Raw genomic sequence first — 23,656 nt, 5'->3', positions numbered from 1 at the left:
GAGGCCGGCTAGATGATTCTCAGATTTATTTAATGCACTCTAATCCTGCTCGACCGGTCAGCTTTAGAGTAGAAAAAATAAATCTGTTCCCTTTTCCTGTCTCCTTTTCCTTCGAATAGAACCAGTGTTACTTCCCTGTTGCCAAGGCTACTGCTATCGCCAATTTCAATTGCGAGCGACGCCCTCGAAGAGCCTTGCGATACTCATGCACACTTGTAGTGGTAAAACTTTTCGGCTCAGCATTACCGACCCTGGAAACTTCAAATCTAGCAATTACGGAGCCATTCACAAGCACTACATAAAAATCCTCACCCTGATCAGGAGTATGACCAAGAACATAGACAGATGAGAGCGCACCAAGCATTTTCTCAAGAAACACAATGATAGTTAAATTTCCAAAAATATAGGAGGCAGACGAAATCAGCGCCTCTCTAATCTCTTTTTCAGTAGCACTCCCTATCAGCTTCATTTGAGCACCCCCGGGAACGCTGAAACCAAATTTCCCACCTCGTCTGTGAGCACCGTCATCTTGGTTGTCTGAGAGAAATTATTGAATTTATCGGTTCCAATGCTTCTTCCCAAATCAACCTCACGGACATATCGCGGACCATCAGCGCTCGACAGTATCTTTGTAATTGGCGTATTAACAACCTCTTTGCTCTGCAAAATTTGGCGTAGTTCTTCCTGCAGGACAGTGAACTGGCTTTTATTTTTTACTGGGGAATAGTGTTCATTTGTCAGGTGATTCCAACCAGCCCCCTCAGCTTGACTCCCATTTCGTAGATTTACTCGACTCTGTACTCTCCCAGGCACTTGCAAGGTTGCTTCTGCAGTTTGTGCAACTTTTGCACCCTGCCCCTTCAGTGCCCCTACCACCTTGCTGAGCAGCTGGCCGCCGCCCGCCAGTACAGCCTTCGCCAGTGACGCTGTCGAGATTCCGGCAGCGGCTAGCTCTGCATCCTCAAGGATGTCCAGCCTTTGCTGTTCAGAGGCCGAAGGAGAGAACAGATCGTTCCGCAGCGTATCCGCGAGGTCCGGGTTGGCCAGGAACTGGTTTACCAGCCGGAGGGCTTCTGGCTTGACCTTTTCGATACCCTGGCCATGCGCCGCAGTAGCAGCCAGCGCATCCATCATGTCCTGCTCGCTGACCTGATCGGCCCCAGGGCCACAGTACGCCGGTTGCTTCTTGCAGAAGTCCAAGGCGCCTTCGGCAAAACTCTCCGCATTTTTTCGATGCAGTTCGTGGTTGTACTGCGTCGAGTTCTTCGCGACCCAGGCGCCGGTTTCCAGCTTGGCCGCATCTGCAGTCGGGTCCTGCGCCACCGTGGCCACCAGGCCCAGTAGTTGCGAACTCATGCTCAGCAAGGCTTCGCGGTTCTCCGGCGAGTAGCTGCCGACCAGCGCGTCGAGGTCCTTTACCACGGCCTCGTTGAGGCCCGCCGCAACGGCGCCGGTGGAGAAGCTTTCACCCCGTGCCTCGGCGGCCAGGCCGCCCATCAGGGCGTGCAGCACCATCATCTGGCCGCTGCCGGTCTCCAGTTTGTGGGCCTGGCCGAAGTCGCCCACCGCGTTGAAGCCGGCCGCCGCGAGGGTGTTGTAGAGGCTGTCCTTGAGCGCGTCGCCGAAGTTCGCCGGGCCGCCGGCTGCCTTGTTCAGGGCCGCGCTGGTCAGGTTCTGCAGGGCCTGGTTGGCGGCGAAGGAGGCGACGCCGTTGGCGCTGCTCAAGTCCACGACCACCTTGCCATCGACGAACTTGGTCTTGGTGCCGGCCAGGTCGTCGAAGTAGCCCGTGGTCAAGCCGCCTACCGCTCCGGCGATCATCGCTTGCCGCAGGCTGTCGCTGCTCAGGGTGTCCTTCAGCGCCGCGCCGAGATCGCCCTTGTTGTTGATGGTCGAAACCGCCCCGGTGGAGGCCAGCGAGCTGCTGGCGCTGGCGAGGGCGACGTTGGCCCATCCGGCTGCTACCGCGTCGGTGGTAGCTGTCGCGGCGACGCCCGCGCTCATGGCCGAGCCGGCGGTGGCACCTGCACCAATCGCGGCGCTGGCGGCGCCATAGGTCATCACGCTGACGACGATCGCCACCGCCAGTTGCGCCGCCGGCCCCATCCCCGAGTTGCTGTATTTGAAGGAGTCATGCACCTCCTTCACCCGCCGCCAATCCACGTCCCCGCGCGCCTCGGCGTCCTTCAGCCAGGCCAGGTTCGGGTCGGCCTGGACCATGGCGTTGATGGTCTGGCTGACGTTCTTCCGGTCGATCTGCTTCAGGTCGATGTTCAGGCCATCGACGGCGCGGATGGCCAGTTCGCCCTGGGCAACCAGTTGGCTCTGGCGCAGGGTTTCGTCGGTCTGGCCCTTGCCCTTGGCCGATTGCCAGGCGAGGTTGACGCTGCTCTTCTCGTGGCTTTCCTGGTGCAGGTCCTTGACCACTTCGAAGGTCACCTCGCCGCCGCTGACGAGGGCGATGTCGTGGCCGCTTTCGAGCGTGGCGCCCTGGTATTTCTGGTCGCCGCCGCTGAGCAGGGTGAGGTCGCCGCCGGCGCTGATCTGGCTGCCGATGGCTTTCACGTCGGTGACTTCGTCGCGCCGGGTCTTCTTGCTGCCGAAGCTGCCTTTGCTCTTCTTGTCGTAGAGGCTGTAGTCGCTGTCGTAGTCCGCCAGCAGTTCCAGCTTGTCGCCGGCGACCAGATAGGCCTCGTTGCCCGCGCCGATCTTGCTGGCCTTGAGGGTGAGGTTCTCGCCGGCGCTGACGGTGACGTCGCCGCCGGCGGTCAGCGTGGTGCCCTGCTGTTCGACATGGTCGTGCTGGGCGGTGATTTTCTTGGTCTTGCTGTAGCTATGGCTCTCGTTGGCCGCTGAACTCAGGGTGACGTCGCGCCCCGCGCTGAGTGCCGCGTCACGCCCTGCGCCCAGGTGGCTGGCGGTGGCGGTCAAATCGCGGCCCGCGTTGAGGTCGAGGTCCCGGCCGGCGCTGACTTCGCCGCCCAGCTGTTCGATCTGCTGGTCGCGGTGGCGGCTGCCGTTGACCTGGCCGTTGGTGGTTTGTGCCGCGTTGAGGTTGAGGTCGCGCCCAGCGCTCAGGCTCAGGTCGTTGCCCGCCTTGAGCACGCCGCCAATGTTGTTGAGGTCGCGGCCGGCGCTGATCGTCAGGTCGTTGTCCGCTTCGATACGCGCAGCGCTGTCGGCGAAGCTGGCGGTCCAGCTGCGTTTGCCCTGGGCGCTGTCGATGCGGGTGACGCTGCGCTCGTTGATCACATCGCCGGTCAGCGCGGTGAGGCTGAGGTCGCGGCCCTTGATAACGCCGCCCTGGGCGTTGCGGATGCTGTCGGTGGCCAGCAGTTGCAGGCGGCGGTTGGCTTCCAGCAGGCCGCTGTTGCCGATGTTCAGCGCTGTGGCGCTGAGGTCATGACTGGCGCGCAGGGTGCCCTGGTTGTTGAGGCCGCCGCCGCTGATCAGGCTGACGTCCCGGCCCTGGATCAGCGCGCCATTGGGGGCCAGGCGGTGCTTTGCCTGGGCCAGGTAGAGCACCGGCACTAGCACGTGCTCGCCGTTCACCACCTGGTCCTGCAGCCAGACGATGTCGTGGGTCAGCGCCGCCACCTGTTCGGCGCTCAGCGCCACGCCCAGGGTCAGGTCGAGGCTGTCCTTGTAGGCGATGGCGTTGTCCATCAGGTACTTGAACAGCGCTTCGTCGCTGGCTATGCCATCGATGTAGCGCTGGCCGGTGCGGGCCACCACGGCCTGCTGGATCAGGCGCTGTTCGTAGAGGCCGTCGCCCAGGCGTTTCTGCGCCTGGGCCGGGTCGTAGCCGAGCAGGCCCAGCAGGTAGTCGGAGCCGAGGAAGTGTTTCATCCCGGTCAGCGCCGGGTTGGTTTCGATCAGGTAGGCCTGGCCGGGTGGGCTGACGTGGAACAGGCCGTTGTTGCCCTGGGGCAGTTGGAAGCCCGGCAGGCTCAGCGGGTCGACCGCCTGCTGAGCCTGGTCCGGCGGCAGCTGCGGGTTGAGCGGCAGCGGTGTGCTGACGCCGGTGTCGAGGGTCTTGTCGCCCGGGTTGACGTAGCTGTAGTGGTTGCGGATGACGCTGTTATCGATCAGCTCGCTGGCGTTGATCTCGACGTTGCCGGCGGCCTGGATGATCGCCGCGTAGGTCTGGCTGTCCTGGGTCAGCTGGGTGGTCTGGTGGTACTGCGTCAGTTCGCGTTCGGTGCGGGCGAGGAAGTGGCTGAGGCCGCTGACCAGCCCGGCCGGATCGTCGACGTAGTTGGGGCTCAGGTACCAGTAGCGGTCGCTGAAGGCGTCCGCCTCGTCGCGCCAGCTGCCCATGTTGTTGGTGCGTTGCGAGACGAACACGCGGAACGTCTCGCTCTCGCCGGTGACCACGCCCTGGTTGCTCAGGCGCCTGACCGTGGCGTAGAGATCGCCGCCGGCGGCGATCTGGCTGCTGGTGTTGCTCAGTAGGTCGGCGTCGATGCGCAGGTCGCCGCCGGCGCTGATCGAGGACGCTGCGCTGGCCTGCAGCACGTCGAGCTTGTCGCGCTCGGTGATTTCCCAGACGCCGTTGCGCTTGCCGGAGCAGTCGGCGATGGAGTCGTTGAGGTACTTGTAGCAGTTCACCTCGACGATCTGCGCCGTGTACTTGCCGGCGTCGTTGACCACCAGCACGGCGCGGGCGTTGTTCAGCGCGCTGACGCTCAGGCGCATGTCGCCCTGGCTTTCCAGGGTCGCGGAGAGGTTGTCCAGGCGCGCGGCGCGGTTGCCGGCATCGTCGGCGGCGAGGTCCAGCGCGCCCAGGCTGAAGACGTCGGCGAAGCGGTTGGTGAAGCTGCCGACGCGCAAGGTCATGTCGGCACCGCTGAAGATCAGGCCGTTTTCGTTGAGCAACGTCGGGGTTTCGACGCGCAGGTTGGCGCCGCTGCCGAGGGTGCCGTGGTTGTTCAGGCTGGCGGCGCGGACGTTGAGGTCGCCGTCGCTGGTGAGGCGGCCGCTGTTGTCCAGCTGGCCGCTGAGGTCGATGCGGGTGGCGGTGCCGCCGGCGAGGGTGCCGGCGTTGTTCCAGTCGCCGCCGGTGCCGTTGAAGGTGCTGCTGGCGAGCAACTGGCCGCTGGCGGTCTGGGTCAGTTGGCCGATGTCGAGGCTCAGGTCGCGGGCCTGGATCAGGCTGGCGTTGGTCCAGCGGGAGGCCTGGTAGCTGAGGCTGCCGTTGGAGATGAAACTGCCGCCGGCGAGGCCGGCCTGGGCCAGGTCGAGGCCGAAGTCACCGCTGCCCAGGTGGCGCACGCTGCCGCCGTCGTTCAGCAGTGAACCGCTGGTGATCAGCAGGCTCTGCGCGGCGCTTTCCAGGCTGCCGTTGCGGTTGTCCAGCAGGCCACTGGTGGTGATCCGGGTGGTGCCTTGCGGGCCCAGGGCGCGCAGGCGGCCCTGGTCGTTGTTCAGGCTGGCCGCCGCCAAGGTGAGCTGGTCAGCGGCTTCGATCAGACCAGCGCTGTTGTCCAGCGCACCGCGCAGGCTGAAGTCGATGGACCGGGCGCTGACTTGACCACCCGCATTGAAGAAGTCGCCGCCGCTGATGGCCACGCGGCCGTTGGCGAACAGGCTCCCGGCCTGGTTGTCCAGCGCGCCGACACGTCCGTCGATCTGGCCCCGGCTGCTGAGCAGGCCCTGCTCGCGGTTGTCCAGGTGGTCGAGGTCGAACGTCAGGCCCTGGCCGGCGGCGAACAGGCCCTGGCGGTTGTCGAGGCTGTCGCCGCTGATGCGGATCAGTTGGCCGCCGATGCGGCCGTTGCGGTTGTCCAGCGTCGCGGCGCTAGCGTTCAGATTGCGTGAGGCGATCAGGCTGCCGGTGTTGCGCAGGGTCCGGGCGGTGATCGAGAGATCGCCCTTGCCTTGCGGACTGACGCCGGCTTCGATCACCCCGCTGTTGCTGAGGCTCGCGGCGCTCAGCTGGACACTGGAGCCAGCCGCCAGGCTCTGCGCATTGCTCAAGGCGCCAGTGGCCTGCACCGAAGCGCTGCCACCGGCATAGGCCGGGCCGCTCAGCGCCACATCCTGGCCCTTCAGCGAGAGGTCGGCGCTGGCCGAGGCCTGGGCCAGCTCCAGCTTGCCGTTGGCGTCGATGCGGATATCGCCGGCACTGGCCGCCATATTGCCGGCCAGCTTCACGCCGACGCCGGCTTCGGTGCCCACCAGGCGGATGCTGTTGGCGTACATGCCGCCGAGTGCGGAACTGTCGATGGCCAGTTGCGGCCTGGCGCTGCCGTCCTCGGGCTTGGCGGTGGCGGCCAGGGTCTCGGCGTCCACCTGGTTGCGCCCCGCCACCACGCTGAGCTGCTTGGCGTACAGGTCAGCGTTGAGCTTGGCGCTGCGGGTGATCAGTTCGAACTGGTCGACGTTACCAGCGTTGAGCTCGGCGCCCTCGATGCTGATCGCGCCACCGTCGACGTCGTAGCCCTGCAGGCGCTCGCTGGCGAGGATCGGTTTGCCGGTGGTGAGCGTGACGCGAGGGGTGTTGATGAAGCCGCAGCCGCTACAAGTCACGCCGCCTGGCGCCGCCACGATCACGTGCGCGCCTTGCCCAGCCACCTCGGTATAGCCGCGTAACTGCGCCGGGCTGCCGCTGGTGACTTCGTTGAGGATCTTCTGCGCCGCCTGGCCCCGGAGGTTCGGGTTGCCGAGCACAATGCCGCCCAGCTGGGTGCTGGCGGTCTTGCCGGTGGCATTGTTGAGGATCAGGCCCTGCTGGCCGACGTTGAAGGATTCAAAACGGTTGTGCGAAAGCCCACTGCCATTCGGCGTGGCGATATTGACGATGGGCACCCCGTTGCCCGCCGCGCCCAGGCTGGTGTTGCCACCAGCGGCGGCGTCCACCGCGAGCTGTGCCGCCGTGGCGACGAGGGGATTGAGGAACAGCAAAGCGGCCAGGGCGCTGGCCAGCGCCTGGTTGAGGGGGTGACGAGTGTTCATGATCGGCAGGCTTCGCGGAGCTGGCAAAAGGCCGCCGCACTCTAGCCAGCCGCTCTACGGCGGGCTGTGAGGCGCTCCCGCGACTTTTCGTAGGGCATTTCCGAAGTGTGCTCGGATGCCCTTGCGGCGCATTCACACGCCCCGTTCGAGCCGGTCCGTCATGCCTTCCGCGCCTGGCCGAAAACGGAGGCCGGGATCGACCGACGCAACCGTCGCGCTGCCGGTCGCTAGCGCTTCACGCAGACGAACAACGCATTCCCGGACGCGCCGCCCCAGGGCGTGATGCGTTCGTAGTCGTGTTCGAAGACCTGCACTTCGAAGTGCGCTTCGAGCAGCTGCCGCAGTTCGGGGAAGCTCAGGGCGACCATCGGGTGTTCGTCCTGCCAGGCCTGGGTGACGCCGGCCGTGGTCTTCTCGATGCTCAGGCGCAGCGCCTGGCGTTCGCCTTCGCCGCCGTAGTGCCAGCCGGAGCCGAAGCTGAACCGGCTGCCGTCGTGTTCCACCTCGTGGCGCACGAACGAGTTGTTGTCGATCTGCCGTTTGTCCACCGTGTTGAAGCAGAACACGCCGCCGTCCGCGAGCGCCGCGTGCACCCGGGCCAGGCAGGCGCGCAGCGGTTCCAGGCCGGCGTTGTAGTGGATCGAGTAGAGGAAGCAGGTGATCAGGTCCTGCGCCTCGTCCACCTGGAAGGCGGCCATGTCCTGGCGAGTGAAGTTCGCCTCGGGGCAGCGCTGCGCGGCGAGGTCGAGCATCGGCTGGTTGATGTCCAGGCCGGCGCTGCGGTAGCCGAAGTCGAGGAAGTGGCGCACGTGCGGGCCGGTGCCGCAGGCCAGGTCCAGGTGCCGGCGCCCGTCGTTGCCGAACAGCTGGTGCAGCCGGCGCACGGCGTGGCTCTGCGCGCGGTAGTCGATGTCGGCGCACATCAGGTCGTAGTAGGAGGACAGGTCGGTGTAGAGCGCGTTGGAGGACATGGGCGGCCAGCGGGGTCGGCGGGGATTTCGGCGCGGCATGGTACCTCAGTTGCGCGCGCCGCCCGTGGAAATCCGACCTGGCGCAGCCGTCGCCGGGCGGGGAGTTGTGGTATTTGTTGGCGACGACCTTCCTTCCCGTCCCTGGTGATCGCGCATGCCGGCCGCCCCCGTCGCTACCTTCTCGATCCTCGTGGTGGTCTTCCCGCACTACAACCTGGCGGCCACCTCCGCCTTCATCGACCCGTTCCGCGCGGCCAACTACCTGGGCGGGCACACCCATTTCCACTGGGAGGTGGTGTCCCTGCCCGGCGGCGCGGTGGTGGCCAGCAACGCCATGGCCACCGAGACCAAGGCCCTGGGCGAGGTGCCGGGTGTCCCGGACCTGGTGATGCTGTCCTCCAGCTGGAACCCGGAAACCCTCCACAGCCCGGCGCTCGGCGCCGCGCTGCGCAAATGGGCGCGCTCCGGGGTGACGCTGGGGGCGCTGGACACCGGGGTCTACCTGCTGGCCGAAGCCGGGCTGCTCGACGGCAAGCGCGCCACCGGGCATTACGAGCACATCGACTCGCTGAAGGAACTCTACCCGGCGGTCGACATCCGCGAGGACATGCTGGTGATGGACGGCAAGCGCATCACCTGCTGCGGCGGCGCCGCGTCCACCGACTGCGCGCTGCACATCATCCGTTCGCTGCACGGTGACACCCTGGCCAACGAGACGGCTCGCTACCTGTTCCACGAGCGCCTGCGCCCGCTGGGCACCCAGCAGAACCCGGAGGCGCCGCAGCCGCTGGGCAATACCGTGCCCGACCTGGTGAAGCAGGCCATCCGCCTGATGGAGCAGAACCTCGAGGAGGCGCTGCCGATCCCGACGCTCTGCGAGCGCATCGGCATCTCGCAGCGCCAGCTCGACCGGCTGTTCAACCAGATCGTGCAGAAAAGCCCGGCGCTCTACTACCGCGACATCCGTCTGGACCGCGCGCGCTGCCTGGTGACCCAGACCGACATGTCGCTGATGGAGATCGCCGTCGCCTCGGGCTTCCCCAACCAGTCGCACTTCAGCCGCATCTACCGCGAGCGCTTCGGCCTGACGCCGCGCCGCGACCGGCTCGACGGGCGCATTCCGTTCGAGTTCCGCGCCTGGCCGATGCACCAGGTCACGCCCTGACGCCACCTCGGCACCCCCGTCGCTGCACGACGCCCTGAACGAGGGGGGAGGGCGCGCGCGTCCGGCGCCGGAGAACGTCGTGATCCGGCTGCGCATATCTAAAAACGACGCCGGCGAAAAGAGAAAAAATCGCGGCGAATCCTGCACATTTCACCGCCGGGCGGACGACCAATATCGGTCCCGAGACAAGAACATCAACTCCAAAAATTCTTGTACCGGAAGGCCGCCGACATGTCTGAAGTCATCTCGAAAAACCAGTTCGAGCTCATCGCCCGGGGCTACCACCCGGACCCCCTGGTGTCGCACTCCCTGCGCTCGGAGGCCTACGTCGACCCGCAGTGGTTCGGCCTCGACGAGCAGCAGATCATCGCCAAGTCCTGGCAGTGGGTCTGCCACGTGGAGAAGGTCCGCGAGCCGGGCACCTACACCACCGCCGAAATCGCCGGCAACCCCATCGCCGTGGTGCGCGACAACGACGGCAGGCTGCGGGCCTTCTACAACGTCTGCAAGCACCGCGCGCATCCGGTGCTGTCCGGCGAAGGCAAGGTCAAGCGCATCAGCTGCCCGTACCACTCCTGGTGCTACGCCCTCGACGGCCAGCTCACCGGCGCGCCCCACGTCGGCGGCCTGAAGGACTTCGACAAGAGCGAAATCCACCTGAGCCCGGTGCAGGTCGAGGAGTTCTGCGGCTTCGTCTTCGTCAACCTCGACCCCGCCGCGCGGCCGCTGCACGAACAGTCCGGCGAGCTGCGCGAGGAAGTCCTGCGCTGGGCGCCGGACGTGGCCAACCTGACGTTCGGCCACCGGCTGACCTACGCCATCAAGTCGAACTGGAAGAACGTCGTTGACAACTTCCTCGAGTGCTACCACTGCCCGACGGCGCACAAGGACTTCTGCACCCTGGTCGACATGGACACCTACAAGGTGCAGACCCACGGCATCTACTCCAGCCACATGGCCGAGGCCGGCAACGGCCAGAACAGCGCCTACGACACCTCCCAGGCCAAGGTACGCACCCACGCGGTGTGGTGGCTGTGGCCGAACACCTGCCTGATGCGCTACCCGGGGCGCAGTTCGATGATCGTGCTGCACATCATCCCCGCCGGCCCCGATCTGACCTACGAGACCTACGACTTCTTCCTCGAAACGCCGGAAGCCAACGAGATGGAGAAGGAAGCCATCCGCTACCTGGACGAGGTGCTGCAGGTGGAGGACATCTCCCTGGTGGAGAACGTGCAGCGCGGCATGCGCACGCCGGCCTTCGAGCAGGGGCGGATCGTCACCGACCCCAACGGCTCGGGCAAGTCGGAACACGCGTTGCACCACTTCCACGGCCTGGTGCTGGACGCCTACCGCAAGGGGATGACGGCATGAGCGGCGCACTGGAGGGCAAGGTCGCCCTGGTTACCGGGGGGCTGGGCGGCATCGGCCGGGCCATCTGCGCGCGCTTCGTGAAAGAAGGCGCGACCGTGTTCGCCGCCGACCTGCGCGAGTCGGAGGGCGTGCCGGGGGCGCGCTTCGTCCCGCTCGACGTCAGCTCGGAGGAGGGCGCACGCCAGGCTCTGGCGGCGGTCGACGAGCAGGCCGGCAAGCTCGACATCCTAGTCAACGCCGCCGGCATCGAGATCGAGAAGACCATCGAGGACACCAGCCTGGCCGACTGGAACCGGATTTTCGCGGTGAACGTCACCGGCACCTTCCTGGTCTCGAAGTTCGCCCTGCCGCTGCTGCGCCGGAGCGGCTCGGCGAGCATCGTCAACTTCGGCTCCTACGACGGTTTCATCGCCGACCCCGGGCTGGCCGCCTACTGCGCCAGCAAGGGCGCGGTGCACGCGCTGACCCGCGCCATGGCCTGCGACCACGGGCCGCAGGGCATCCGCGTCAACGCCGTGTGTCCCGGCTACATCGACACGCCGATGCTGCGCAGCTTCTTCCGCGACCACGGCGACATCCAGAGCCTGGAGGCGGCCGTGCGCGACGTGCACCCGGTACGCCGCTACGGCACCCCGGAGGACGTCGCCAACCTGGTGAACTGGCTCAGCAGCGACGAAGCCCGCTACGCCTCCGGGCAGCTGTGGGTGCTCGATGGCGGCCTGACCGCACAAGTCCAACAAATGAAACTGTGAGAGCGACCATGCCCAAGTCCGTGATCATCACTTGCGCCACCACCGGCGGCGTGCACACCCCGAGCATGTCGGAATACCTGCCGATCACCCCCGACGAGATCGCCGCCTCGTCCATCGAGGCGGCCGAGGCCGGCGCCTCGATCATCCACCTGCACGCCCGTCATCCGCAGACCGGCAAGCCGGACCCGCGCCCCGAGCTGTTCCGCGACTTCATGGGGCAGATCAAGGGCCGCAGCGACGCGGTGCTCAACGTCTCCACCGGCGGCGGCCTGGGCATGACCCGCGAGGAGCGCCTGCGCGCCGCGGTGAGCCTGAGCCCGGAAATGGCCTCGCTGAACGTCGGCTCGATGAACTTCGGCATCTTCCCGATGAAGGCCCGCTACCCCAGCTGGAAGCACGACTGGGAGCCGGCGTTCCTCGACAGCACCCGCGACTTCATCTTCCGCAACACCTTCACCGACATCGAATACATCGTGAAGGAACTGGGCGAGGGCCACGGCACCCGCTTCGAATTCGAGTGCTACGACCTGGGCCACCTCTACAACCTGGCCTGGGTCATCGACCAGGGCTGGATCAAGCCGCCGTTCTTCGTGCAGATGGTGTTCGGTGTGCTCGGCGGCGTGGGCGCCGACCTCGACAACCTGATGCACATGCACACCATCGCCCAGAAGCTGTTCGGCAAGGACTACGAGTGGTCGGTGCTGGCCGCCGGGAAGAACCAGATGCACTTCGCCACCCAGGCCGCGCTGCTCGGCGGCAACCTGCGGGTCGGCCTGGAAGACAGCCTGTACATCGCCCCGGGCGAGAAGGCGAAAAGCAACGCCGAGCAGGTCCTGAAGATCCGCTCGGTCGTCGAGAGCCTCGGCCTGAAGGTCGCGACCCCCGCCGAAGCCCGCGCTCGCCTGGGCCTCAAGGGCGGCGACAAGGTCGAGTTCTGAGGGAGAGAGACTCATGCAGACCCGAATGCTGATCGACGGCGAGCTGGTGGCGGGCGAGGGCGAGGCCCTGGCGGTGCTCGACCCCGCCAGCGGCGAGCGCCTCGCGCAGGTCAACGAAGCCAGCGCGGAACAGGTGGACGCCGCCGTCCGTGGGGCGGAGGAGGGCTTCCGACGCTACGCCCGCAGCACGCCGGCCGAACGCGCCGCGCTGCTGCTGGAGATCGCCGAGGTGGTCGAGGCCCACGCGCCGGAACTGGCCGCGCTGGAAAGCGCCAACGCCGGCAAGCCCTGGCCCTCGGCGCTGGACGACGAGATGCCGCTGACCCTCGACACCTTCCGTTTCTTCGCAGGAGCGGCGCGCACCCTGGCGGGGGTTGCGGCCGGCGAGTACGTGGCCAACCACACCAGCCTGATCCGCCGCGACCCGCTGGGGCCGGTGGCCGCCATCGCGCCCTGGAACTACCCATTGATGATGGCCGCCTGGAAACTCGCCGCGCCCCTGGCGGCGGGCTGCAGCGTGGTGCTCAAGCCCTCGGAGCTGACGCCGCTGTCGACCCTGCGCCTGGCCGAGCTGCTGCGCGACGTGGTGCCCAGGGGTGTGGTGAGCGTGATCAACGGCAGGGGAGCGAGCATCGGTGATCGTCTTGTCAATGCTGCGGGCCTGGAAGGTGTCAGCGTCACCGGTTCGCCCGCCACCGGAGCGGCCGCCCTGCGCGCCGCCGCGCGACAGCTGCGCCAGGTCCATCTGGAACTGGGTGGCAAGGCGCCGGTGATCGTCTACGCCGACGCCGACGTCGAGCAACTGGTGACCACGCTGCGCGCCACGGCCTTCTTCAACGCCGGCCAGGATTGCGCGCAGCCCTGCCGGCTGCTGGTGGCCGAGGCGATCTACGAGCGGGTGGTCGCCGCCCTGGCCGAGGCGGCCGGCTCGATCCGCGTCGGCGCGCCACGCGAGGCGGGCACCGAGATGGGTCCGCTGATCAGCGCCGCGCACCGCGAGCGGGTGGCCGGCTTCGTCGAGCGCGCGCGGGGGCGCGCCGAGGTGGTCAGCGGCGGCTTCGCCGAGGACCGGCCGGGCTTTTTCTACCGTCCCACGGTGGTGGCCGACGTCGACAACGACGCGGAGATCGCCACCCAGGAAATCTTCGGCCCGGTGCTCAGCGTGTCGCGCTTCGGCGCCGGCGACGACCCGGTGGCCATCGCCAACGCCGGCCGCTACGGCCTGGCGTCGTCGGTGTGGACGCGCGACGGCGCGCGCGCCATGGCCGCCACCAGCCGGCTGCGCTACGGCTTCACCTGGGTGAACACCCACGGGGTGGCGACGCCGGAAATGCCCTGGGCGGCGATGAAAGGCTCGGGCCATGGCTGCGACATGTCGGTGTTCGCCCTGGAGGCCTACACCGCCGTGCGCCACGTGATGTTCGCGCACGGGGGATCGGTATGAGCCAGGACATCGTGATCGTCAGCGGCGGCGGGCGCGGCATCGGCCGGGCCATCGTCGAGCGCTTCCGCGACCAGGGCGCGCGGGTCGTCACCTGCGGCCGTGGCGAGCGCCCGGTGGACCTGGATGAAGCCGTGCTCTGGGTGACCGCCGACGTGGCCCGGGTGGCCGACGCGCAGCGGCTGCTGGCGCAGACCATCGAGCGCTTCGGGGTGCCGAACGTGCTGGTCAACAACGCCGGGGTGCAGCTGGAGAAGACCCTCGACCAGACCAGCGACGAGGACTGGGAGCGGGTCATGGGGAGCAACGCCAGGGGCACCTTCAACCTCTGCCGCGCACTGTTGCCGGTCATGGCCGAGCGCGGCGGCAGCATCGTCAACATCGGCTCGATATCCGGGCTGAACGCCGACCCGTCGATGGCCCTGTACAACGCCTCCAAGGCCTTCGTGCACGGCCTGACGCGGGCCATTGCGGTCGACCACGGCCCACGGGTGCGCTGCAACGCGGTGTGCCCGGGCTGGATCATGACCGCCATGGCCGAGGACGGCTTCGCCCTGGCCCGCGACCCCGAGCGCGCCAAGGCCGACGCCCTGGCCCGGCATCCCGCCGGGCGCTTCGGCCGGCCGCGGGACGTCGCCGAGCTGGTGGCCTGGCTCGCCAGCGAACAGGCCGGCTTCGTCACCGGCCAGTGCTATGTCATCGACGGCGGCCTGACCGCCGCTTCTCCACTCCAACCGAGGTTGTCCTGATGAATGAATTCGCGAATGTGGCGGTACTGGGCGCCGGCGTCATCGGCGCCAGCTGGACGGCGCTGTTCCTCGCCTCCGGGCGCAACGTGGCGGTCTTCGACCCCGCCGAGGGCATGGAAGGCGACGTGCGCGAGTACGTGAAGAATGCCTGGCCGACCCTGGTCGAGCTGGGCCTGGTGAGGGACGGCGCGCCAGGCGAGCTGAGCTTCCATCGCACGGCCGGCGAGGCGGTGAGCAACGCCGACTTCATCCAGGAAAGCGTGCCTGAGCGTATCCACATCAAGCATGCGCTGTACGCGGAGATCGAGCCGCTGCTCAAGCCCGGCGCGATCGTCGCCTCGTCCGCCTCCGGCCTGCCGCTGAGCGAGATGCAGGCCGGCTGGAAGGACCCGTCGCGCTTCGTCCTCGGCCACCCGTTCAACCCGCCGCACCTGATCCCGCTGGTGGAAGTCATGGGCAATCAGCGCACCGCCGAGGCGGCCGTCGAAGGCGCGGAACGCTTCTACGAACAGGTCGGCAAGGTGACCATCCGGGTGCACCGGGAAGTCCCCGGCCACGTCGCCAACCGCTTGCAGGCGGCGCTCTGGCGCGAGGCCATCCACCTGGTGAAGATCGGCGCGGCCAGCGTCGAGGACGTCGACACCGCCGTCTGGGCCGGCCCCGGCCTGCGCTGGGCGGCCATGGGCCCGACCCTGCTGTTCCACCTGGGCGGCGGCCCCGGCGGGCTGGCGTCGTTCTGCCAGAAGTACACCGAGAGCTTCCACCGCTGGTGGGACGACCTGGGCGACCCGCGCCTGGACGCCGAGACCGCCGCGCTGCTGGTGCGCGGGGTGGTTGCCGAGTCTGCCGACGGCAGCCAGGCCGAGCTGTCCCAGGCCCGCGACGACCTCATCACCGCGATGCTCAAGACCACCGCGCAGCTGCGCCGCAAATGACGCAGCGGCGTCCCGCCGGCGCGGGCCGGCGGGGCGCATCAACTCCGCACAGGGCAGAGGTAATCATGGCGAGCGAACGTCTGAGTTTGCAGGTAACGGCGATCCTCGACGCCGCCCGGGACGCGCGGGTCATCGAGCTGCGCGACCCCGCCGGCGGCGAGCTGCCGGCCTACGACGCCGGCGCGCACATCGAACTGCACCTGCCCAACGGCCTGGTGCGTCAGTACTCGCTGTGCGGCGACTCCCGGCAGCGCGATCGCTACCGCGTCGGCGTCGGGCTGGCGCCGGCCAGCCGCGGCGGTTCGCGCTACCTCCACGAGGCGCTGCGGGTCGGCGACGCGCTGCCGGTGACGCCGCCGCGCAACAACTTCCCGCTGTTCGAGGACGCCGCCGAGTTCGTGTTCATCGCCGGCGGCATCGGCATCACCCCGATCCGCTCGATGATCCACTGGTGCGAAGCCAACCGGCGCCCCTGGCGGCTGTTCTACCTGATGCGCAGCCGCGAGCGCGCGGCCTTCCTCGACGAGCTGGAAGGCCATGGCCCGCGGGTCACCGTGCACGCGGACGAGGAGGCCGGTGGCCTGTTCGACCTCGCCGCCGCGCTGGCCGGGCTGCCCGAGCGGGCGCACCTCTACACCTGCGGGCCGACCCCCTTGATGCTCGCGGTGGAAGCAGCGGCCACGGGCTTCCCGGCGGAGCAGGTGCATTTCGAGTGGTTCGCCCCCCGGCAGCCGGACAAGCCCCGGGCCGACGGCGCCTTCACCCTGAAGCTGGCCCGCAGCGGCAAGACATTGGACGTGCCGGCGGACAAGAGCGTACTGCAGGTGCTCGAAGCCAACGGCGTGCGCGTGGAGAACTCGTGCCGCGAGGGCACCTGCGCCTCTTGCGAGACCCGCGTGCTGTCCGGCACGCCCGATCACCGCGACAGCGTGCTGAGCGACGCGGAGAAACGCTGCAACGCGACCATGATGGTCTGCGTGTCGCGGGCGCTGTCGACCACGCTCGAACTGGACCTCTGACCCCACGGGACGCCCACGATGCTGACTTACCGGACACCGGTCCTGCGCGACTGGATCGATTACAACGAGCACCTGCGCGACGCCTTCTACCTGCTGATATTCAGCTACGCCACCGACGCCCTGATGGCGCGCATCGGCCTGGACGAGGCGGGGCGGGCGGACACCGGCCACACCCTGTTCACCCTGGAGGCGCACATCAACTACCTGGCCCAGGCCCGGCTGGGCGAGCCGCTGGAGGTGCGCACCCGCTTCATCGACCGCGACCTCAAGCGCCTGCACATCGTCCACGAGCTCTACCGGGAGGGTGGCGACGCGCCCTTGGCGGTCAGCGAGCAGATGCTCATGAACATGGACTTCCGGGCCGGCCGGGCCTGCGTCTTCGCCGCGCCGGTGGAGGCGCGGATCGCCGAGTGCTTCAGGCAGTACCAGGGCGCCAGGCACCCCGGCTATTGCGGGAGAACCATCGCCATTCGCCGGTGATGAACGCCCCGGCTCCAGGGGCACGACAAGAAACCATCGACAGCGACTGCCTTGAGGATCATCAGATGAAAGCTTCACCGTTGCTTTTCCTGGGTGCCCTGGCGTGCCTTCCCGCCCTGGCCCAGGCCAGCGATCCCGCCCAGTGCCAGACCGTGAAAATGTCCGACCCCGGCTGGACCGACATCCAGTCGACCACGGCGATCGCCAACACCCTGCTCAAGGGCCTGGGCTACAAGACCAAGGTGACCCTGCTGGGCGTGCCGCTGACCTACAAGGCCCTGGCCGACGGCAAGAGCATGGACGTTTTCCTCGGCACCTGGATACCGACCATGGAGCCGGACCTCAAGCCCTACCGCGACGCCGGCAAGATCGACATCGTGCGGGTCAACCTGCAGCACGCCAAGTACACCCTGGCGGTACCCGAGGAGTTGTGGAACCGGGGGCTCAAGGATTTCGCCGATATCCCCAGGTTCAAGGACGAGCTGAACGGCAAGATCTACGGCCTGGAGCCCGGCGACGGCGGCAACAACGCGGTGCTCAAGGCCATCGAACAGAACGCCTTCGGCCTCAAGGACGCCGGGTTCAGCGTGGTGGCGTCGAGCGAGTCGGGCATGCTCTCGCAGGTCGACCGGGCGGTCCGGCGGAACAACCCGATCCTGTTCCTGGGCTGGGAGCCGCACCCGATGAACACCCGCTTCAAGATCAGGTACCTGACCGGCGGCGACGCCTTCTTCGGCCCCGATTTCGGCGACGCCACCGTCTACACCAGCACCCGCAAGGGCTACGTGGACGAGTGCCCGAACGTTGGGCAGCTGCTGAAGAACCTCAGCTTCACGCTGAACATGGAGAACACCATCATGGGCTCGATCCTCGACGACAAGATGGAGCCCGAGGACGCCGCCAAGGCCTGGATCAGGAACAACCCGCAGGCGCTGGAGCCGTGGCTGAAGGGCGTGGCGACGGTGGACGGCAAGCCCGGCCTGGAGGCGGTCAAGGGCAGCCTGTAGCGACGCATCCACCTCGGCGGGTGAAGCCAGACTCACCGGCCCTTCGGCCCCCGGCGCGAGCGCGCCGGGGGCTTTTTTGCGGGCCGGCGCCTCAGCCCGACCAGCCGCCGCCGAGGGTCTTGTACAGGGTCACGCGGTTGGCCTGTTCGGACAGCTCCAGGCTGATCAGCGTCTGCTGCGCCGAGTACAGCGAGCGCTGGGCGTCGAGCACTTCGAGGAAGCTCTGCGAGCCCTGCTTGTACAGCGCCAGGGACAGGTCGTAGCTCTTCTCGGTGGCTTCGGTGAGGGCGCGCTGGGCGTCGAGGCGTTCGTTGATGTGGGCGCGCACCGAGAGGGCGTCGGCCACTTCGCTGAAGGCGGTCTGCAGGGTCTTCTCGTAGCTGGCCACGTCGATGTCGCGGCTGATCTGCGCGGCGTCGAGCTGGGCCTTGTTGCTGCCGGCGTTGAAGATCGGCAGGCTGATCGACGGGGCGAAGCTCCAGGCCTGGCTGCCGGACTTGAACAGCCCGGACAGCTCGCTGCTGGCGGTGCCGCCGGCGGCGGTCAGGCTGACGCTGGGGAAGAAGGCCGCGCGCGCCGCGCCGATGTCGGCGTTGGCCGCCTTGAGCGTGTGCTCGGCGGCGAGCACGTCCGGGCGCCGTTGCAGCAGGCTCGACGGCAGCCCGGCCGGCACCGTGACCAGCGCGGCGGCGTCGAGCTTGGCGTCGCCCGGCAGCAGGCGTTCTTCCAGGCGCTGGCCGACCAGCAGTTCCAGGGCGTTGCGGTCCTGCTCGACCTGGCTGGAGTAGGCCGCCACTTCGGCGCGCGCCGATTCCACGGTGCTGCGCGACTGCGCCAGGCTCAGCCCGGATTCGCCGCCCAGGCCGTGGCTCTGCTGCACCAGGGTGTAGGTCTTCTGCTGGCTGGCGTAGGTGTCCTGGGCCAGGGTCAGCAGTTGCTGGTCGGCGGCGAGGGTCATCCAGGCGCTGGCCACCTCGGCCACCAGGCTGATCTGCGTGCTGCGGCGGGTCTGCTCCAGCGCCAGGTAGTCCTCCAGCGCCGCGTCCTTGAGGTTGCGCAGGCGGCCGAACAGGTCCAGCTCGTAGCTCACGCCGAGGCCGACCGAGTACTGGCTGCTGACCGCCGTGCTGTCGCCGCTGACGGCGCGTTCGCGGGTGCCGCTGGCGTCGCCGGTCACGGTCGGGAACAGGTTGGCGCGCTGGATGCGGTACTGCGCGCGCTGGTATTCGACGTTCAGCGCCGCCACGCGCAGGTCGCGGTTGTTGGCCAGGGCCTGGGCCACGGTTTCGCGCAGGCGGGCGTCGACGAAGAACTCGCGCCAGTCGATGTCGGCCTGGGTGGCGCTGGCTGGCGCGGCGCCGGACCACTGCGCGGCCACCGGGGCGGCTGGGCGCTGGTAGTCCGGCGCCAGGTTGACGCAGCCGCCCAGGGCCAGGGCGATGAGCAGGGAGAGTGGGGCAAGGCGCATCAGGCGTCTCCTTCTACGACGGCTGTCGTGGCGCGGCGCGCGGCGAGGCGCTGGACCAGGACATAGAACAGGGGGATGAACACCAGGCCGAGCACGGTGGCGGCGAGCATGCCGCCGAGCACGCCGGTGCCGATCGCCTGGCGGCCGCCGGCGCCCGCGCCGCTGCTCAGGGCCAGCGGCAGCACGCCGAGCATGAACGCCAGCGAGGTCATCAGCACCGGGCGCAGGCGGATGCGCACGGCTTCCAGGGTCGCCGTGAGCAGGTCCTGGCCGCGCTCGTAGCCTTCCTTGGCGAATTCCACGATGAGGATCGCGTTCTTCGCCGCCAGGCCCACGGTGGTCAGCAGCCCGACCTGGAAGTAGACGTCGTTGGACAGCCCACGCAGGCCGGTCAGGGCCAGGGCGCCGAGGATGCCCAGGGGCACCACCAGCATCACCGCGAAGGGCACCGACCAGCTCTCGTAGAGCGCGGCCAGGCAGAGGAACACGAAGAGGATGGAGATGGCGTAGAGCAGCGGCGCCTGGTTGCCGGCCAGGCGTTCCTGGTAGGACTGGCCGGTCCAGGCGTAGCCGATGCCTTCGGGCAACTGGGCCATGATCTGTTCCACCGCGGCCATGGCCACGCCGGAGCTGACCCCGGCCGCCGGCTCGCCCACCAGCTCGTAGGAGCCGAAGCCGTTGTAGCGCTCCAGCAGCGGCGAGGCGGTGCTCCAGCGGCTGCTGGTGAAGGCGGCCAGCGGCACCATGGCGTCCTGGTCGTTGCGCACGTACCAGTCGCCGATGTCCTCGACCTGCATGCGCTTGGCGGCCTCACCCTGCAGGTAGACCTTCTTCACCCGGCCGCTGTCGAGGAAGTCGTTCACGTAGCTGCCGCCCAGGGCGACGCTTAAGGTGTCGTTGATGTCGCTGGAGGCCACGCCCATGGCGCCGGCCTTGCGGTCGTCGATGGCGACGCTCAGCTGCGGGGTGTCTTCCAGGCCCTGGGCGCGCACGTTGGCCAGGCGCGGGTCCTGGGCGGCGAGCTGGAGGAACTGGTCGCGCGCCTTGAGCAGCTCGGCGTGGCCGAGGCCGGCGAGGTCCTGCAGTTCGATGTCGAAGCCGGCGCTTTCGCCCAGGCCCTGGACGGCCGGCGGGGCGATGACGAAGACGTTGGCGTCGAGGATTTTCGACAGCGCCTGGTTGGCGCGCATGGCCACTGCCGAGGCGCTGTGCGCCTCGCCCTCGCGCTCGCTCCAGTCCTTCAGCTTGATGAAGCCGCGGCCGCTGTTTTGCGCGTTGCCGCCGTTGCCCAGCCCGCGCACGGTCAGCACCGAGGCGACCTCCGGCTGTTGCAGCAGGTAGTCCTGCACCTGGCGGGTGACCGCCTGCAGGCGCTCGTCGGTGCCGCCCACCGGCAGGGTCATCTGCATCATCAGCATGCCCTGGTCTTCCTCGGGCAGGAACGAGGTCGGCAGCTTGTGGAACAGCAGCCCCACGCCGCCCAGCACCAGGGCGTAGACCAGCAGCGCGCGCAGCGGCCGCGCGAGGATCGCGCCGACGCCGCGCTGGTAGCGCCGCGAGCCGTTGTCGAAGCTGCGGTTGAACCAGCCGAAGAAGCCGCGCTTAGCCTCGCCGTGGGCCACGCCGGGCTTGAGCAGGGTGGCGCACAGCGCCGGGGTGAGGGTCATGGCCACCAGCACCGAGAGCGTCATGGCCGCGACCATGGTCACCGAGAACTGCCGGTAGATGACCCCGGTGGAGCCGCCGAAGAAGGCCATGGGGATGAACACCGCCGAGAGCACCACGGCGATGCCGACCAGCGCGCCGCTGATCTCGCCCATCGACTGGCGCGTCGCCTCGCGCGGCGTCAGCCCCTGTTCGGCGATGATCCGTTCGACGTTCTCGACGACCACGATGGCGTCGTCCACCAGCAGGCCGATGGCCAGGACCATGCCGAACATGGTCAGGGTGTTGATCGAGTAGCCCATCAGCGCCAGCACGCCGAAGGTGCCGAGCAGCACCACCGGCACGGCGATCGCCGGGATCAGGGTGGCGCGGAAGTTCTGCAGGAACAGGTACATGATCAGCACGACCAGGACCACGGCCTCGAACAGTGTCTTGACCACTTCCTCGATGGAAATCTTCACGAAGGGCGCGGTGTTGTAGGCCACCTCGCTGCGCAGTTGCAGCTTGCTCGGGAAGAACTTCTCCAGCTCGCCGAGCTTGGCCTGCACCGCCTCGCTGACGTCCAGGGCGTTGGCGCCGGTGGCCAGGCTCACCGCCAGGCCGCCGGAGGGCCGGCCGTTGTGCTCGGCGACCACGTCGTAGCTTTCGCTGCCCAGTTCCACCCGCGCCACGTCGCCGAGGGTCACCACGGCGCCGTTGCTGGCGTACTTGAGCACCACCTCGCGGAACTGCGCGGCGGTCTGCAGCTTGCTGCGCGCGGTGATGGTGGCGTTGAGCTGCTGGCCGGCCCTGGCCGGCAGGGCGCCGAGCTGGCCGGCGGAGGTGTCGACGTTCTGCGCCTGGAGGGCGCTGCTGACGTCCGAGGGCATCAGCGCGTACTGCTTGAGCTTGTCCGGGTCGAGCCACACGCGCATGGCGTAGCTGGAGCCCAGGGTGGTCACGTCGCCGACGCCGTCGACCCGGCTGATCTGGTCGAACAGGGTGCTGGAGATGAAGTCGCTGATGTCGGTGGCGCTGATCTCGGGGTTGTCCGAGACCAGCGAGAGAATGATCAGGAAGTCGCTGGACGAGTTGCTGATCTCGATGCCCTGTTGCTGCACCGCGTCGGGCAGCCGCGACTTGGCCTGCTCCAGCTTGGTCTGCACCTGCATCTGCGCGGTGTTGACGTCGGTGCCGGCCTCGAAGGTCAGGGTGATGCTGGCGCTGCCCGCCGAGCTGCTGCTGGAGGACATGTAGGTGAGGCCGTCGAGGCCGGTCATCTGCTGCTCGATGACCTGGGTCACCGAGTCTTCCATGGTCTTGGCCGAGGCGCCGGTGTAGGTGGCGCTGAGGCGGATCTGCGGCGGCGCGATGTTGGGGTACTGCGCCAGCGGCAGCTGGAAGATCGCCAGGGTGCCGCCGAGCATCACCAGGATGGCGATGACCCAGGCGAAGATCGGTCGGTCGATGAAGAAACGTGCCATGGGAATCCGCCTCAGTCTGCGCTGTCGTTGCGCGCGGTCAGGCCGGCGCCGGCGTTCGGCTCGACGACCTGCACCTGCTGGCCGACGCGGACCTTCTGCAGGCCCTGGACGATCAGCTGGTCGCCCTCGGCCAGGCCCTTGCTGACCCACCAGCGGTCGCCCACGGCGCGGGCCAGGGTCAGCTCGCGCTGCTCGACCTTGCCGCCCACCACCACCAGCGCGGTGGCGTCGCCGCGCTCGTCGCGGCTCACGCCCTGCTGCGGCACGAGGATGGCGTCCTGCTGCACGCCTTCTTGCAGCGTGGCCTTGAGGTACATGCCCGGCAGCAGCAGGCCGTCGGGGTTCGGCACCAGGGCGCGCAGGGTCACGCTGCCGGTGCTTTCGTCGACGCTCACGCCGTTGAAGGTCAGGGTGCCGGCGTGCGGGTAGGCGCTGCCGTCTTCCAGCTCCAGGCTGATGCGGGTGGCGTCCTTCTGCTCGGCGGGGGCCAGCTTGCCTTCGGCCAGCTCGCGCTTGAGGCGCAGCAGGGTGCCGCTGGGCTGGGTGAAGTCGACGTAGATCGGGTCGAGCTGCTGCACGGTGGTCAGCGCGGTGGTCTGCTCGGCGGTGACCAGCGCGCCGGGGGTGACCGACGAGGTGGCGGTGCGCCCGGCGATGGGCGCGTCGATGCGCGTGTAGCCGAGGTTGATGCGCGCGGTGCGCAGGGTGGCCTGGGCCGATTGCAGGCTGGCGCGGGCTTCGAGCAGGGCGGCCTGGGCGCTTTCGTTGTCCTCGGCGCTGATCGCGTCGATCTTCACCAGCTGCGCGTCGCGCCTGGCCTTGAGCTCGGCGGCCTTGAGCGTGGCGCGCGCCGAGGTGACGCTGGCCTCGGCCTGGGCCACGGCGGCTTCGTAGGTCTGCGGGTCGATCTGGTAGAGCGCCTGGCCGGCCTTCACCGTGGCGCCTTCCTCGAACAGTCGCTTGAGCAGGATGCCGCCTACCTGCGGGCGAATCTCCGCCACCAGGTGTGCGCTGGCGCGGCCGGGCAGGGTGGTGCTCAGGGCCTGCGGCGCGGTGGCGACGCGGTATACCGCGACCTCCTGCAGCGGGCGGGCCTGGTCGGTGGGGGCGCTGTCGTTGCAGCCGGCCAGTGCGGTCAGGCCGGCGCCCAGCAGCAGGGCGCGGGCCAGGGGGGAACGAGTGAGGGAGACGGAAGGCATCCGAGGGGCTCCGGAGCAGGTGGTTTTCAGCCTGCAGCGTGCTCGGCAAATGTGCAGTCAATGTGGAGAAATC

16 protein-coding genes are annotated in these 23,656 nt (G+C 68.1%); 10 read left to right on the top strand and 6 right to left on the bottom strand.

The window, feature by feature from the left end:
* Positions 1–127: 127 nt before the first annotated feature.
* The 3 genes from P3W75_RS13620 to P3W75_RS13610 all read right to left on the bottom strand — a co-directional run bounded on the left by P3W75_RS13620 (position 128) and on the right by P3W75_RS13610 (position 7,928).
* Positions 128–469: a hypothetical protein gene (locus tag P3W75_RS13620; RefSeq protein ID WP_276227884.1), complete on the bottom strand. Its 342-nt coding sequence runs from the start codon at positions 467–469 to the stop codon at positions 128–130.
* Entirely contained in the window at positions 466–6,957 is a 6,492-nt protein-coding gene (locus tag P3W75_RS13615; RefSeq protein WP_276227883.1) for a DUF637 domain-containing protein, read from the bottom strand. The genes P3W75_RS13620 and P3W75_RS13615 overlap by 4 nt, the downstream gene beginning before the upstream one ends.
* A gap of 227 nt (positions 6,958–7,184) precedes the next feature.
* A complete protein-coding gene (locus tag P3W75_RS13610; protein ID WP_276227882.1) occupies positions 7,185–7,928 on the bottom strand; it encodes a class I SAM-dependent DNA methyltransferase in 744 nt (247 codons plus the stop codon).
* 154 nt (positions 7,929–8,082) lie between these two features.
* On the opposite strand from P3W75_RS13610, the gene P3W75_RS13605 reads away from it, so the two are divergent.
* The 10 genes from P3W75_RS13605 to P3W75_RS13560 all read left to right on the top strand — a co-directional run bounded on the left by P3W75_RS13605 (position 8,083) and on the right by P3W75_RS13560 (position 17,788).
* Positions 8,083–9,093, top strand: coding sequence for a GlxA family transcriptional regulator (locus tag P3W75_RS13605; protein ID WP_276227881.1), 1,011 nt, complete (start codon positions 8,083–8,085; stop codon positions 9,091–9,093).
* Between the two features lie 231 nt (positions 9,094–9,324).
* Positions 9,325–10,467, top strand: coding sequence for an aromatic ring-hydroxylating oxygenase subunit alpha (locus P3W75_RS13600; protein WP_276227880.1), 1,143 nt, complete (start codon positions 9,325–9,327; stop codon positions 10,465–10,467).
* On the top strand, positions 10,464–11,219 hold the full coding sequence (locus tag P3W75_RS13595) for an SDR family NAD(P)-dependent oxidoreductase (protein WP_276227879.1): 756 nt from the start codon (positions 10,464–10,466) through the stop codon (positions 11,217–11,219). Before P3W75_RS13600 ends, P3W75_RS13595 begins: the two co-directional genes overlap by 4 nt.
* Positions 11,220–11,227: 8 nt before the next feature.
* Entirely contained in the window at positions 11,228–12,157 is a 930-nt protein-coding gene (locus tag P3W75_RS13590) for a 3-keto-5-aminohexanoate cleavage protein (RefSeq protein WP_276227878.1), read from the top strand.
* A gap of 13 nt (positions 12,158–12,170) precedes the next feature.
* Positions 12,171–13,601 carry an aminobutyraldehyde dehydrogenase gene (locus tag P3W75_RS13585; RefSeq protein WP_276227877.1) on the top strand — a complete coding sequence of 477 codons (1,431 nt, stop codon included), beginning with the start codon at positions 12,171–12,173 and terminating at the stop codon, positions 13,599–13,601.
* Entirely contained in the window at positions 13,598–14,347 is a 750-nt protein-coding gene (locus tag P3W75_RS13580) for an SDR family NAD(P)-dependent oxidoreductase (protein ID WP_276227876.1), read from the top strand. Before P3W75_RS13585 ends, P3W75_RS13580 begins: the two co-directional genes overlap by 4 nt.
* Positions 14,347–15,282, top strand: a complete 936-nt coding sequence (locus P3W75_RS13575) for a 3-hydroxyacyl-CoA dehydrogenase NAD-binding domain-containing protein (RefSeq protein WP_276227875.1) — start codon at positions 14,347–14,349, stop codon at positions 15,280–15,282. Before P3W75_RS13580 ends, P3W75_RS13575 begins: the two co-directional genes overlap by 1 nt.
* 65 nt (positions 15,283–15,347) lie before the next feature.
* The gene (locus tag P3W75_RS13570) at positions 15,348–16,301 is read left to right on the top strand and encodes a PDR/VanB family oxidoreductase (RefSeq protein ID WP_276227874.1); all 954 of its coding nucleotides are present in this window, start codon (positions 15,348–15,350) and stop codon (positions 16,299–16,301) included.
* An 18-nt stretch (positions 16,302–16,319) separates the two neighbouring features.
* A complete protein-coding gene (locus P3W75_RS13565) occupies positions 16,320–16,781 on the top strand; it encodes a thioesterase family protein (protein WP_276227873.1) in 462 nt (153 codons plus the stop codon).
* A 65-nt stretch (positions 16,782–16,846) separates the two neighbouring features.
* The gene (locus P3W75_RS13560; RefSeq protein WP_276227872.1) at positions 16,847–17,788 is read left to right on the top strand and encodes a choline ABC transporter substrate-binding protein; all 942 of its coding nucleotides are present in this window, start codon (positions 16,847–16,849) and stop codon (positions 17,786–17,788) included.
* Positions 17,789–17,879: 91 nt separating this feature from the next.
* Here P3W75_RS13560 and P3W75_RS13555 read toward each other — a convergent pair whose 3' ends face one another.
* Genes P3W75_RS13555 through P3W75_RS13545 form a run of 3 tightly spaced genes read right to left on the bottom strand, consistent with a single transcriptional unit; the run spans position 17,880 to position 23,583 of the window.
* Positions 17,880–19,256 (bottom strand): efflux transporter outer membrane subunit, encoded by a 1,377-nt coding sequence (locus P3W75_RS13555; RefSeq protein ID WP_276227871.1) that lies wholly within the window; start codon positions 19,254–19,256, stop codon positions 17,880–17,882.
* A complete protein-coding gene (locus P3W75_RS13550; RefSeq protein ID WP_276227870.1) occupies positions 19,256–22,384 on the bottom strand; it encodes an efflux RND transporter permease subunit in 3,129 nt (1,042 codons plus the stop codon). Before P3W75_RS13550 ends, P3W75_RS13555 begins: the two co-directional genes overlap by 1 nt.
* 11 nt (positions 22,385–22,395) lie before the next feature.
* Complete coding sequence (locus P3W75_RS13545; RefSeq protein ID WP_276227869.1) at positions 22,396–23,583, bottom strand: efflux RND transporter periplasmic adaptor subunit; 1,188 nt, start codon at positions 23,581–23,583, stop codon at positions 22,396–22,398.
* Between the last annotated feature and the right edge of the window lie 73 nt (positions 23,584–23,656).

The organism is Pseudomonas citronellolis (genome assembly GCF_029335315.1).
In the GTDB taxonomy this organism is placed as follows: domain Bacteria; phylum Pseudomonadota; class Gammaproteobacteria; order Pseudomonadales; family Pseudomonadaceae; genus Pseudomonas; species Pseudomonas citronellolis_A.
This window is presented reverse-complemented; position numbering and strand designations above follow the sequence as displayed.

Bases quoted from the DNA above. Each gene is read 5' to 3' on its own strand.
- P3W75_RS13555 (WP_276227871.1), bottom strand. From the start codon at position 19,256: ATGCGCCTTGCCCCACTCTCCCTGCTCATCGCCCTGGCCCTGGGCGGC.
- P3W75_RS13605 (WP_276227881.1), top strand. From the start codon at position 8,083: ATGCCGGCCGCCCCCGTCGCTACCTTCTCGATCCTCGTGGTGGTCTTC.
- P3W75_RS13615 (WP_276227883.1), bottom strand. From the start codon at position 6,957: ATGAACACTCGTCACCCCCTCAACCAGGCGCTGGCCAGCGCCCTGGCC.
- P3W75_RS13590 (WP_276227878.1), top strand. From the start codon at position 11,228: ATGCCCAAGTCCGTGATCATCACTTGCGCCACCACCGGCGGCGTGCAC.
- P3W75_RS13600 (WP_276227880.1), top strand. From the start codon at position 9,325: ATGTCTGAAGTCATCTCGAAAAACCAGTTCGAGCTCATCGCCCGGGGC.
- P3W75_RS13580 (WP_276227876.1), top strand. From the start codon at position 13,598: ATGAGCCAGGACATCGTGATCGTCAGCGGCGGCGGGCGCGGCATCGGC.
- P3W75_RS13610 (WP_276227882.1), bottom strand. From the start codon at position 7,928: ATGTCCTCCAACGCGCTCTACACCGACCTGTCCTCCTACTACGACCTG.
- P3W75_RS13595 (WP_276227879.1), top strand. From the start codon at position 10,464: ATGAGCGGCGCACTGGAGGGCAAGGTCGCCCTGGTTACCGGGGGGCTG.
- P3W75_RS13550 (WP_276227870.1), bottom strand. From the start codon at position 22,384: ATGGCACGTTTCTTCATCGACCGACCGATCTTCGCCTGGGTCATCGCC.
- P3W75_RS13585 (WP_276227877.1), top strand. From the start codon at position 12,171: ATGCAGACCCGAATGCTGATCGACGGCGAGCTGGTGGCGGGCGAGGGC.
- P3W75_RS13545 (WP_276227869.1), bottom strand. From the start codon at position 23,583: ATGCCTTCCGTCTCCCTCACTCGTTCCCCCCTGGCCCGCGCCCTGCTG.
- P3W75_RS13620 (WP_276227884.1), bottom strand. From the start codon at position 469: ATGAAGCTGATAGGGAGTGCTACTGAAAAAGAGATTAGAGAGGCGCTG.
- P3W75_RS13575 (WP_276227875.1), top strand. From the start codon at position 14,347: ATGAATGAATTCGCGAATGTGGCGGTACTGGGCGCCGGCGTCATCGGC.
- P3W75_RS13560 (WP_276227872.1), top strand. From the start codon at position 16,847: ATGAAAGCTTCACCGTTGCTTTTCCTGGGTGCCCTGGCGTGCCTTCCC.
- P3W75_RS13565 (WP_276227873.1), top strand. From the start codon at position 16,320: ATGCTGACTTACCGGACACCGGTCCTGCGCGACTGGATCGATTACAAC.
- P3W75_RS13570 (WP_276227874.1), top strand. From the start codon at position 15,348: ATGGCGAGCGAACGTCTGAGTTTGCAGGTAACGGCGATCCTCGACGCC.